9 protein-coding genes are annotated in these 11782 nt (G+C 63.5%); 4 read left to right on the top strand and 5 right to left on the bottom strand.

Annotated elements, in window-relative coordinates:
* Nucleotides 1-25 precede the first annotated feature (25 nt).
* Nucleotides 26-577 (bottom strand): cupin domain-containing protein, encoded by a 552-nt coding sequence (locus ACERK3_04320; protein MFA9477515.1) that lies wholly within the window; start codon nucleotides 575-577, stop codon nucleotides 26-28.
* A 138-nt stretch (nucleotides 578-715) separates the two neighbouring features.
* Nucleotides 716-1471: a methyltransferase domain-containing protein gene (locus tag ACERK3_04315; protein ID MFA9477514.1), complete on the bottom strand. Its 756-nt coding sequence runs from the start codon at nucleotides 1469-1471 to the stop codon at nucleotides 716-718.
* Between the two features lie 204 nt (nucleotides 1472-1675).
* Between ACERK3_04315 and ACERK3_04310 the strand changes: the two genes are divergently transcribed.
* Complete coding sequence (locus ACERK3_04310) at nucleotides 1676-2791, top strand: lysylphosphatidylglycerol synthase transmembrane domain-containing protein (protein ID MFA9477513.1); 1116 nt, start codon at nucleotides 1676-1678, stop codon at nucleotides 2789-2791.
* Between the two features lie 103 nt (nucleotides 2792-2894).
* On the opposite strand, the gene ACERK3_04305 is transcribed toward ACERK3_04310, so the two are convergent.
* Together ACERK3_04305 and ACERK3_04300 are read right to left on the bottom strand one after the other, a co-directional pair.
* Nucleotides 2895-4391, bottom strand: a complete 1497-nt coding sequence (locus tag ACERK3_04305; GenBank protein ID MFA9477512.1) for a stage 0 sporulation family protein — start codon at nucleotides 4389-4391, stop codon at nucleotides 2895-2897.
* Nucleotides 4392-4613: 222 nt separating this feature from the next.
* Nucleotides 4614-6548, bottom strand: a complete 1935-nt coding sequence (locus ACERK3_04300) for an MFS transporter (protein ID MFA9477511.1) — start codon at nucleotides 6546-6548, stop codon at nucleotides 4614-4616.
* A gap of 127 nt (nucleotides 6549-6675) precedes the next feature.
* Here ACERK3_04300 and ACERK3_04295 point away from each other — a divergent pair, with 127 nt between their 5' ends.
* From ACERK3_04295 to ACERK3_04285, 3 genes are all read left to right on the top strand, one after another.
* A complete protein-coding gene (locus tag ACERK3_04295) occupies nucleotides 6676-8241 on the top strand; it encodes a type I 3-dehydroquinate dehydratase (GenBank protein MFA9477510.1) in 1566 nt (521 codons plus the stop codon).
* Nucleotides 8242-8606: 365 nt separating this feature from the next.
* The gene (locus ACERK3_04290; protein ID MFA9477509.1) at nucleotides 8607-9641 is read left to right on the top strand and encodes an NAD-dependent epimerase/dehydratase family protein; all 1035 of its coding nucleotides are present in this window, start codon (nucleotides 8607-8609) and stop codon (nucleotides 9639-9641) included.
* Complete coding sequence (locus ACERK3_04285) at nucleotides 9631-10722, top strand: glycosyltransferase family 4 protein (GenBank protein MFA9477508.1); 1092 nt, start codon at nucleotides 9631-9633, stop codon at nucleotides 10720-10722. The genes ACERK3_04290 and ACERK3_04285 overlap by 11 nt, the downstream gene beginning before the upstream one ends.
* Nucleotides 10723-10909: 187 nt before the next feature.
* On the opposite strand, the gene ACERK3_04280 is transcribed toward ACERK3_04285, so the two are convergent.
* Nucleotides 10910-11692 (bottom strand): AAC(3) family N-acetyltransferase, encoded by a 783-nt coding sequence (locus ACERK3_04280; protein MFA9477507.1) that lies wholly within the window; start codon nucleotides 11690-11692, stop codon nucleotides 10910-10912.
* Nucleotides 11693-11782: the final 90 nt, after the last annotated feature.

Genomic DNA, 11782 nt, shown 5'->3' with positions numbered 1-11782 from the left:
GCCGACGGTGTCACGCGGGCCAGGCTTATCGCGAGGGCTCGGAGGCGGCGGCGAGTTGGCATAGGGGGCAGCCGCCACCCACCGCAGCCGTCTGCCCGGTGCGCGGATCGTCGGCGGGGTCGACGTAGTCCACCTCCAGCGGACCAACGCCGGTAACCTGAATCACCAGTTGCTCTTCGGCCCAGACCTGGTGCGGTTCGTCGGTGGGGATGGCGACGTAACTGCCGGTCGGGTAGGCCTCCGCTGCATCGCGATCGAGGCGGTGGCCCATCGCCAGGTGCATCGTGCCTTCGATGACCGTGACGCGCTCGGCGTGCGGGTGCGAGTGAGCCGGGAAGTTATAGCCGTCGGGCATGCGCATCCGAACCACGAACGGCTCGGCCTCGGCGGGGTCACCTTCGAGCACGGCCAATTCCGCCCCTTCCGGCACGACCTCCGGCGCCGGCGACCACGCGACCTGCTCGGGCGTCACCGCCGCCACCTCGTGTACATGGTCCAATCCCGCAGGCGATTGCAACCCTTCGCACCCTAAGGTCAGGCTGGCCGTCGCCATCAACAACCACGCTGTTCGCTGCATCGCACGCCCCCTTCAGAATAAAGGTGCAAGATCAATGTGACTGATTTCGACTATATCCCCACCGCTCGGCAGATCAACGTAATTCGCAGCCAGTTGGGGAGAATCCGTAGCGCAATGATTGCCTTGCCATGAAGCTGATCATCCCGATTGATCACCTTCGGCGGCGCGTTGAAAGACGAACAGGTAACTGTTGAACGGCGTCTTGCCCCACGCTGGTGTGACGTGCACGCGATAGCCGCGTTGCTGGAAGGGGGCGGTGATTTCATCACATGTCGGGAACGCGACCGCCGGCCGCTGCATCCAGCCGATCAGCCGAACGAAACATTCCTCGAGTCGGCTGAACGTGTATCGCCAACTGCTGTCGCGTGGCGTGGCCCGGATGAGGCAGTAGCCGCCGGGGGCGACCTGCTCAGCGAGGCGGTGCAACAGGGCTTGCTGATCTTCCGGGCGGAGGTAGTGCAACACGTCAAGGATGACGACGTGGCCTTGAAAGTCGATGGCGTCGGTGGCGCTGCCGACGTTGAAGGTCAGGTCGGGCAGGTCGCGAGTGGCATGGCGGGCAGCGGTGATTTTGCTTTCATCGGGGTCGACGCCGACGACCAGGCCGGTGTAGCCGAGCTCGCGGATGTATTGTTCGAAGAGGCCGATGCCGCAGCCGAGGTCGAGCACGGGTAGGTTTGAGCCTTTGAGGTAATGCCACACCGCCGCGTACGCCGGGTCGGTGCGCAACTTGCCTTTGGCATAGCCGGGCAGGTAATGGCCGGGGTAGCGCTTGGCGATACGGCGGATCATTGGGCGCTGCGATACCGGGGCAGAGCCCGCGGGCGGAACGTCGGCGAGGGGATTGGGCTGATCCAGCGCCACGCCGGCGTGGGTCGGGTCGTTATGCGTCACTTGAATATCTCCACAACCCGCAACGGCGTGCGGGCACTGAATCGACAGGTCGCTTCACAGCTGCGACGATCCTCTATTATGGGCGCTTTCGCCCCACTTTGCATAGGGGGGGCAGTGGATCGTCGCGGTCAGGTTTCGTGAACTTCCATCCACGCCCGCACTCCGCGATGCTTCGCGGCTAACAGGCAAACGTCGATTTGACCTATGACCGACTCGCTGACCAACTCGCCGCCCTCCCACGTCGACGCCGCCGTCGGCGGACGGCGATCCGTCAAGGCATGGCTGGGCACGTTCATACAGGTCGGGCTCACGGTCGCCCTGCTGACATGGCTTTTCAGCGACCCAGCGGTACGCGAAGGCATCACCCGCACGCTTACGCAAGCGAATCTCGGCTGGTTGCTCGTGGGCGTCGGGCTGGGAGCGGTGTGGATCTCGGCCGCGGCGTGTCGGTGGCAGATCTTCCTGCGCATTCAGGGCATTCGCATCAGCTTCCGACGATCGACGGGCATCTACCTCATCGGCATGTTCTTCACGCTGTTCCTGCCTGGGCTGATCGGCGGCGAGGCCGTGCGGATGGTCTACATCTGCCGTGAAAGACCAAAGCAGAAGACCGCCGCTGCGCTATCGGTGATGATGGACCACATGGCAGGCATGGTCGCAATGCTCGCCACGACCGCGGCGATCGTCGCATTCCGCTACGAGTGGCTGGCGCAGTCGCCGGTGGGCATCGGCGGCACGGCCAGCGTGCTCGTCGGGCTCAGCTTCGCAGTGCTCGGCCTGTTCGCCATGCTCATCGTCAGCAAGCGTCGGCTCGACCGCGGCCTGCCCGAGTTCGTCCCGGCACGCGACAAGCTCAACGCCCTGCTCGCTGCGTTCACGCTCTTCCTCACCCAATGGCGGTGGTCGCTTGCGGGTATCGCGCTGTCGTTCGTCACGTTGCACGGCTACTTCGCGGTGTTCTACGCCGCCGGACGGGCGTTCAACGCACCGGCTTCGTTCATCGACGTGTTTTCCGTCATGCCGTTGATCGACGTCGCCTCCGCCCTGCCGATCTCGATCTCGGGCCTGGGCGTCCGCGAAGCGCTGCTGGAGAACATGCTGCACGCGATGGCCGACGTGCCCGCCGAGGCCGCTGTGCTCATCGGCCTCGGCGGGTTCGGCTGCTGGGCTGCGTGGTGCATCGTCGGCGGGTTGATCTTCGCCTGCTACCGCCCCTCTCGTGAAGCCGACACGCTAAGCCTTCGCGAACTGCTCCGCAGCAGTCGCAACGTGCAAAGCAACGTTGAAACCATTGCGTCATCACCCCACCACGAGGTTTAGCCCCCGCGCCGACGCGGGGGCGCAGCCGGGGATGATCCGGGGTTACTTGCGGGGATGCCCCGCCGTGGGCGGCGGGGCTAAACACGCGATGCGGTGGGTCGCATCAACTGCCGCCATCGCCACCCGACGACCCGCCACGTCGGCCGCGACCGCCGCGACGTCGCCGACGCCGACGACGCCGACGTCCGCCGGACTGCTTATCGCCTTCCGCGCCGCCGGCTTCGCCCTGCGTTGCGTTGTCGTCGGCCGTGCCATCGGCAGCACCCTCCCCACCGTCGGCCGACTTCACGTCGTTGACCGACGTGTCATTGGCCGACGTGTCGTCCTCACGCGACTCGACGTCTTCGCGCGACTCGACTTCGTCTTCGGTCACCGGCTTGCCTGGCTGCGGGCGACGCGGCTCGGCGGCGGGCGGGCCCGACTTCGCCTTGCCACCTGTGCGGGCATTGCTGTAACCCCGCGACGTGCTCGATGTGTCCGCCTTGTCGTCGGCGTGGCCGTCGCCGTTGCCGTTGCCGTTACCCGCCTGCGGTGCCGGACGCTCGCGACGCGGCGCGGGCGGCCGACGATCGCCACCACCTGACCGTGAGGCAACACGTGCCGCGTGCGCCTCGGCCTGCTGCTGCTGTTCATCCTGCCAGGCCTTGACTTCGTCCTTCTCCAGGATGCGGATGTTCTCCACCGGGTACGCCGCGGGTTTATCGAGCCCCACCTTCACCAGCGCCAACTGCGTGAGGATCTGCGTGTCTAGTACGATGCCGATGCCGTCTTCGGTTTCCACCACCGTCTTGCGATGTGGCAGCCGTTTCTTGAGGTCGGAGTAGGTCTGGTCTTCGTAGCGGAGACAGCACATCAGTCGACCGCATCGGCCGGAGATTTTCATCGGGTCGAGCGTGGCCTTTTGCACCTTGGCCGACCGCATCGACACGGGCTTGAGGACCTTAAGAAACTGCTTGCAGCAGCAGTGCTGGCCACACTTCTCGTAGTCGGCGGCGATGCGCGCTTCCTCGCGGGCGTTGAGCTGAAACATCTCGATGCGCGTCTGATACTCGGCCGCAAGCTGTTTGACCAGCTCGCGGAAGTCGACGCGATTCTCAGCCGTGTAGAAAAACAGCATCCGCTCGCCGCCGAGCAGCAGCTCGACGTCGACGAGGCGCATTTCTTCCGCCAGTTCGTTCTCTTTGATGAGGCGCTTGGCGGTCTTGATGATCTCAGGCTTGCCCGCGTCGAGTCGACCCTGCTCGTTGAGGTCTTCGACAGTGGCGACGCGAAGCACCTTACCCTCGGTGGTGAACGGGTAGTCCTTGCCGCCGGAGTTCTGGATGTAGTCGAGCATCTCTTTGCGCGTGACGCTCTTCGAGCAGCCTGCGTTGGGGCAGGTGCTGGTGAGCATCTCGCCGATCTCGACGCCGCGGCGGGTGCGGATGACCATCTTCGACCCGCAGCCGGGCTTGTCCTGGCCGTCGTAAGCCAGCTCCGCGACGAGGCGTTGATAGCCGTAGCGGACGACGATGGTCTTCGGCGGCTCGAGGTGCTCGTATACCTTGCGGTCCGCTTCCTCTTCAAGCATGACCGGCAACGGGGTAATGGATCCTGACATGGGGGCTCCGTGTGTATCAACACCGCACACCGCATCGGGCAAGCCGACGGGCACGGCGAATCAGGCAAACTGTCGTCGGGTGAGTGTTTTTATAAAGCCCCGCACCGCCCGACTCGGCCACGAGGGTCCAAACACGGAGTTTCAAACCAAGTGCATATCGTACGCGGACGACGCCCCCCACCGCAAGGCTGCGCCCCCGGCCCTACGGAGCCATCGGGTCCGTTAGGACTTCTCACCACCCTCGCCGTCACCGCTCAGTGCCACCATCCGCTCGCGCAGCTCGTCGAGCACCTGCTGCGTGTCCGCCTCCGGATCGACCTTGTAAGGCTTCCCGTACACCACCCGCGATCGGCTGGGTTGAACAAAATGCCACACCATCCACCGGCGCCTCGGCGTGCCCTCGATCCAGACCGGCACGACCCACGCACCGCTTCGCTGGGCGATGCGGGCGACCCCCGCCTGGAACGGCTGCAGCTCGCGCTTCTCGCGTTGCAGCCCGCCTTCGGGGAACAGGCCGACGAGATCGCCCTGCTCCAGCGCTTCAACGATCTTCCGCACCTGACCGACGCCCGCGTTGCCGCGATCGAGCGTGATCGGATTGATCGCCCGCCACAGCGGTTCGATCAGCCGACTGCGGAACGAAGCGAGCATCACCCACCGCACGACGCGCGAGCAGCCGGCCTGGATGAGGACCGGGTCGATGCCCGTCGTGTGGTTCGACGCAAGGATCACCGGCCCCTCGGTGGGCACGTTGCCCCGGCCCTGAAACGACAGCCGATGCCACACCAGTGCATACGCCCGGTTCGCATGCCAAATCGCATTGGCAAGCCTCGCCGGCATCGGCCCGACCGTCAGATAGCGGGCCATGCCCAGCAGCCCGACGCCGATCAGCGCCGGGCCGAGCACGAACATCACGCGAACGATGTTTTCGTCCGCATCGGGCAACTGCCAGATAAGAAAATACGTCGTGACGCTGAAGATGGTGTTGACCATCGAGTTCAGCCCCATCGTTCGGCCGCGGATGTAGTTGGGGGTGATCGACTGCAGAATCGTCACCAGGGCGATGATCGCCACGTTGCCGCACAGCCCCACGAAAAACGCCGCCGCATACGTCACCCACAGCAGCGGCACGATCGACATTACAAACACGCCCACGCCCGCGCCGATAACCGCGAGCATTGTGAACAGCGTCGACTCGCGTCGCGTGCGGATGGCGATAATCACCACCGACCCCACCAGCATACCCGCACCGAGGAAGACGCTCGCTCGGGCGAACATGGACAACAACGCGTCGCCATGCAGATCGTGGTGCGTCTTGCCGATGCCCATCAGCCCGCTGGAGACCGCCGCCGCCGACGCCCAGATCAGCACGTTAAGGCCGATGACAATCATCACCCGCCGATGCGCCAGCGCGTAGCGCACCGCCTGGCGGATCGTACGTCGTGAGCCGACGATTGCCTTCTCGGGCTCGACGGGCTTGAGGAAGGCGAAGAACGTGCCCGACACCAGGTAGAACAGCCCGCCGAGCAGCAGCCCGAACCGCACTGAGTCGGCCGCTTCCTGTGAGATGATCCGCTCGCCCACGACCATGCCCACCAGCGACGCGATGACCGTGATCACGAGGATGACCGCGTTGGCGGCCTGCAACTGTGGCGTGGGGATGATCTGCGGGATGATCGCGTTGCGCGTCGGGTTGAACGTCGCGGCGAAGCAGCCGATCAGAAACAGCGCGAGATAGACCTTCCAGAAGGTTGGCACGTCATAGCCTGCGACGCTGAACCAGACCAGGTCGCGGTCGATGTCAGCCGTCCCGCTCGCTTCCGCCAGCAGGAAGTAGCAGGCGAAGAGGATAATCGCCCGCGCTTCGTCGCAGCTCAACAGCAGCCACTTGCGCGGTAAGTGGTCCGCCAGCCAGCCACCGAGTGCGCTGATGAGTACGTAAGGCAGGAAGAACCAGAACTGCGTCGACGCCTGGATCGCCGTCGATTCCAGCGTACCCGCGACCAGTCCGCCGAGCAGCGCCAGCGCCGCGAGCATGATCATGCGATCGCCGAACCCGCTCGCCGCCGTGCTGGTCCACATCAAAGTAAAGCTGAGGTTTCGCCACAATGGGCGCTGCCGCGGTTGCCTGGAAGATTGCTGGCTGGCGTCGGTCATGGCAGAACGATACAGTTTTGAGTTTGAAGTTTCGAGTTTCGCGTTGGCAGAGATTGGCCGACCCATGTCAGCGGGCCAGCATCAATTCAACCAGAAACGAGAAACCAGAAACCAGAAACCCTGCCCCATGACGCACCTGACCGTATCCATCTTCGTAGACCAGCCCGACGCGGCCTTGGCCGACGCGGCGCGGGCGGCCGAGTTCGGGGCCGACCTGGTCGAGTACCGCATCGATCGACTCGCCGCTGCCGACGAGGGCGAAGCCGCTGTGCTCTCGCTCGTCGAGCGATCCGCCCTGCCTTGCATCATCACCTGCCGCCCGACATGGGAAGGCGGTGAATACGCCGGCGACGAAGCCGACCGTCATCGCCTGCTACACCGCCTCGCCACCGCGACCCACCCGCCTGCCTACCTCGACATCGAACTGCTCGCCTGGCAGCGCGAGCCAAACCTCCGCGACACGCTGGGCCCGATCGTCGCCAGCGCCAACGGGCCTGGCCTGATCCTCTCCAGCCACGACTTTGACCAACGGCCACGCAACCTCCTGCAAACGCTCGAAGCGATGGTGCGAGAGCCCGCCTGCCGTGTCGTCAAGCTCGCCTGGCAAGCCCGCTCGCTGCGCGACAACCTCGAAGCGTTCGAAGTAATCGCCCAGCAGTACAAGCCCACCATCGCCCTATGCATGGGCGAGTTCGGCCAAGCGTCGCGCATCCTCGCAAAAAAGTTCGCCGGCCTCCTCACCTTCGCCGCACTCGACGAAGACAGCGCCACCGCCCCCGGCCAACCCACGCTCGACCAGCTCAAGCAACTTTTTCGCTGGGACCACCTCACCCCCGACACCGAAGTCTTCGGCGTCATCGGTTGGCCCGTCGGCCACTCCAAAAGCCCCGCTCTGCACAACGCAGGCTTCGACGCCACCGGCTACAACGGCGTCTACCTGCCCATGCCCATCCCTCCCGAGTACGAACACTTCAAAGCCACCGTCTCCGCCTGGCTCGATCACAAGCCGCTGCACTTCCGCGGCGCATCCGTCACCATCCCGCACAAAGAAAACCTGCTGCGCTTCGTCCGCGAACGCGATGGCGAGATCGAGCCGCTTGCCGAAATGATCGGCGCTGCCAACACGCTGACCGTCCGCGACGACGGCTCGCTTTACGCGTCCAACACCGACTACGCCGCAGCCCTTGACGCGGTATGCGATGGCTTGAACATCCAGCGAGATCAGCTCGCCGACCGACGCGTGGGCCTCATCGGCGCCGGCGGCGCAGCGCGAGCCATCGCCGCCGGCTTTGCGGGCCACGGCGCGAGCGTCGTCGTTTACAACCGCACGCTCGAGCGCGCTCAAGCGATGGCGGACGATCTGCAAGGCGACATCACTATCGAGCCGATCGACCACCTGCCCGCCGGCGGCTGCGACGTCTACATCAACTGCACACCTATCGGCATGCACCCGAAGGTGGACGCTTCGCCACTCGGCGACGCCAACGCGATCGCCGACTGGGGCCCGACCACGGTCGTTTTTGACACGATCTATAACCCCGCGCGGACCCGACTGCTCGCCCAGGCCGAGACCCTCGGCTGCATCACCGTTTCGGGCATTGAAATGTTCGTCCGACAGGGCGCCGCCCAGTTCGAGTTGTGGACCGGCCGACCCGCGCCGCGCGAGATCTTTCTCGCCGTCATGCAAAATTGATCGCCTTTCGCGGACGAATGCCAACCCTTGCGACTCAGGGTCGCAATACCTGCTTTCAGGGTGCTTTACAAAATATTCGCTGACGCCGCACCAAACCATCTGCGGGCTCTGCTACGTAGAGAAGGGTTGATGGCCGCCCGTTTATGCAGGACGTACGGCTTATCCGACCGATCAAATGGATAGGGAGCAGTATTTTTAATTGCAAGCTGGTTGCAGCGGAGTACGCTTAGCATGACCGCACAGCGAGGGGCCTGCAGGCTATGCGCAAAACCCGTGCAAGCCTGGCGATGCCCACGGTTAAGGCCGATAAGCCTGAACTCCGATGGATGCAAGGCCCTTTTTGTTCTTTTTTCAGGAATCGAATTATGAAAGTCGCGGTATTGGGAGCGGGCGGTTTTATCGGTTCGCATCTAGTCGAGCACCTGTTACATCAGACTGACCACCAGGTCCTTGGTGTCGACGTCACCGATGAGAAGTTGGCCAACGTTGATACGACAGGCATGACGTTTCACCTCGGCGATGTGACAAAGTCGCCTGAGTTGCTCGAAGAAGCGGTCGCTTCCAGCGATTGCGTCGTCAACCTCGTCGCGTACGCGAACCCGAGCCTGTACGTGACCGAGCCGATTCAGGTAGTCGATTTGAACCTGCACGGCAACCTGCTGGTTGTCGACGCCTGCCGACGTCACAAACGCCGAATCATCCAGTTCTCATCTGCCGAGATCTACGGCAAGCCACGCGAAGGCGAAACCGCGTTCATTGAAGATGAAACCGACTTCACCTACGGCCCCGTCCACCGGCAACGCTGGATCTACGCCAACGCCAAGCAGATGCTCGAACGCATCCTCTTCGCCTACGGCACCTCGGGCGAACTGGCGTTCAGCGTCATCCGCCCGTTCAATGTCATCGGCCCCCGCCTGGATTACCTCGTGCCTGCAGGCACCCTCGGCGGACCCCGCGTGTTCATGCACTTCATGTCCGCACTGCTCTCCGGCGGACCGATCCACCTGGTCGACAGCGGGACGGCCACTCGCAGCTTCACCCACGCCAACGACGCCGCACGCGGCATCACCGCCATCCTCGAACAGCCCGAACGCGCCAACAACCAGGCATTCAACATCGGCAATCCCAGCAACAACCTGACTATCCGCGAGCTGGCTGATCGCATGATCCGTATCTACGAAAAGCTCACCGGTACGCGATCGGAATGTGAAATCATCAACATCTCCGGCGAAACGTTCTATGGCGAAGGGTACGACGACGCCGGCCGACATCCACCGTCCATCGAAAAAATGGCCGGCCTCGGCTGGACGCCCAAGTATGATCTGGACACCACGCTGACGATGACCATCGAGCATCATCTGCAGCACGCCGACACATCGAAAGCCGCGAATGCATCATGACCACCGTGTGTTGTTCGTCGTACCCGACGTCGGCAGCAATCACATGAATCGATTGCGCTCGCTCTGCCTGATCTGCGATCAAATCGGCTGGGGCTGGCACGTGGCTGGCCCCTCAGCCACCGGCGCAATCTGGCAACCCCTGGCGGGCACGCCGCGATGGACCGAACAAACGACCATCACCGACGGCAGCAAGGCGGCGCTCTCGTCACTGGCGAAGCGCGCCCGGCTTGTCGTCGCATGCAAGCCGATGCCAGAATGCCTCCTCCCCGCCAAACGCGTGGCCCGGCAGCACCGCTTGCCGCTGATGATCGATATAGATGACCCGGACTTTGATGTCCGCCGGGCCGTCTACGCTCAGCCTCAATGGAAACGGCTAGGTAAGCTTCCACGACGACTTGGTCGCCTCGCAAAACTGGCGATGGCAGAGCGACTGACTCGCACCCTGCCCGGCACGACCTCCAACCCAATGCTCCAGCAACGCTACGGCGGCATCATCGTACCGCATGCTATCGAAGACACCGGCCCCGGCGCACCACACGTCAACAACGCCCCAACCGTTGCATTCGTCGGCACGGTGCGCGAGCACAAAGGCATCGACAGTCTCCGCCGTGCCGTCGCATCCATACAAGACGCGCAACCCGTGTGCCTGAAGATTACCGCCGACGCCCCCGCCGACGCCAAGCCCTGGGAGCAGTGGCTCGGCACAGTGTCGATCGAATCCGCGCACCGCCTCACCGCCGAAGCCGACATCATGGCCCTGCCCTCAATCGCAGTCGACTACGGTACGGCACAACTGCCCGCAAAACTGCTCGCCGGCATGATGCTCGGCCGCGCCGTCATCGCCTCCGACCTACCGCCCATCCGCTGGGCACTGGCCGACACCGGTCTGCTCGTCGAACCCGGCTCGACCGAAGCGCTGACCGAGGCGCTGACGACGCTCTGCGACCCGCAGAAGCGTGCCTCGTTCGGTAAACGTGCCCGTGAAAGAGCGCTGACGATGTTCACGCCCGCAGCCTGCGCCGCCGTAGTTGCATCGCTCTTCGATCAACTCACGGGTTCGGCCACGCCGCAGGCAAGCTGAGCCCACCACTTCCATCCATACGCGATACCGTCCGCAATGCCCTCCCCAACGCCAACTGTTCCATTCGCTTGAAGTGTATCCACCGTGGGGCGAGCCAATGCACGCCTTGGTGCTCACCGCACTCCCATGTGCCTGGCTTGGCGGTACGCTGCATCGTATGACGCGCACCGTGCCTGCCGCTCGAGACTTACTGCGGTGCATCGTTCGACAAGCTTCGCCATGCGTCATCGCATTCTTCGCAGACGCCTTTGGGGTGAAGGAATGTGGTTTCGTTGTCGCGCAGGTGATATGTCACGACGTCAACGATGTCTTGCGATCGCACGAGCCGTACTTCGCCGTGGCCCACGACACCGCGTCGTTGTAATGACCGCTCATCGAGCCAGCGGTCGACGAAGGCGAAGTTCTCACAGCAATGATCAATTTCGCGATACTCGAATATTTCAGGTTCGCCATCGCGAAGAATCGTGATCCGCTGATCACGCCGATAGCGAACACCTGCCAGTTCTTCTGCAAGATGTATTGTGGTGTTGGCAGTGTGGTCGATGCCCAGCAGCAGGACCTGCGCATCTCGTTCGTATGCACGCCCCACTGGGCTGTTCATGCCATGTGGCGGATCGATGGGATGGTCGGCGGTGATCACATCAGCATGTCGGCCGACGGCGGCAAACGCGTGCGGACTGTCGCTGCGAAGCACGCCCGGCTGCCGCCAGAACATATCCGCCACAACCCCCATCTCCGGACAAGGTGTGGCCGTGATATCGAAGGGGTGTTCATCGTCAAATGACATACTCGGCATGACAAGCGTCCCCGTCGGCCCGACGGACTTGCGCAACGCAGCAATTAACCCCTTTGGCCCATCTTCGACCGGTTTGATCTTTGAATACGCAGTATGCACAAGCAGCACACCCCCCGGCTGCACGCCGAGGTTACGCAGTTGTCCAGCGAGTGTAAGCTGACTGACGGTATCCATCACGTTCGAATAATAGCCCGCCTACCTCCACTCCAAGTTATACCATCGTCCTACTCGCCATGATGAACAGCGCGGCCACCCTGTATCACA

The sequence above is a fragment of the Phycisphaerales bacterium AB-hyl4 genome, assembly GCA_041821185.1.
GTDB classification, from domain to species: domain Bacteria; phylum Planctomycetota; class Phycisphaerae; order Phycisphaerales; family Phycisphaeraceae; genus Natronomicrosphaera; species Natronomicrosphaera hydrolytica.
The sequence above is the reverse complement of the archived record's forward strand: the minus strand, read 5'-3'. Positions and strand labels throughout refer to the sequence as shown.

Bases quoted from the DNA above. Each gene is read 5' to 3' on its own strand.
- ACERK3_04320 (MFA9477515.1), bottom strand. From the start codon at position 577: ATGCAGCGAACAGCGTGGTTGTTGATGGCGACGGCCAGCCTGACCTTA.
- ACERK3_04310 (MFA9477513.1), top strand. From the start codon at position 1,676: ATGACCGACTCGCTGACCAACTCGCCGCCCTCCCACGTCGACGCCGCC.
- ACERK3_04305 (MFA9477512.1), bottom strand. From the start codon at position 4,391: ATGTCAGGATCCATTACCCCGTTGCCGGTCATGCTTGAAGAGGAAGCG.
- ACERK3_04300 (MFA9477511.1), bottom strand. From the start codon at position 6,548: ATGACCGACGCCAGCCAGCAATCTTCCAGGCAACCGCGGCAGCGCCCA.
- ACERK3_04295 (MFA9477510.1), top strand. From the start codon at position 6,676: ATGACGCACCTGACCGTATCCATCTTCGTAGACCAGCCCGACGCGGCC.
- ACERK3_04290 (MFA9477509.1), top strand. From the start codon at position 8,607: ATGAAAGTCGCGGTATTGGGAGCGGGCGGTTTTATCGGTTCGCATCTA.
- ACERK3_04285 (MFA9477508.1), top strand. From the start codon at position 9,631: ATGCATCATGACCACCGTGTGTTGTTCGTCGTACCCGACGTCGGCAGC.
- ACERK3_04280 (MFA9477507.1), bottom strand. From the start codon at position 11,692: ATGGATACCGTCAGTCAGCTTACACTCGCTGGACAACTGCGTAACCTC.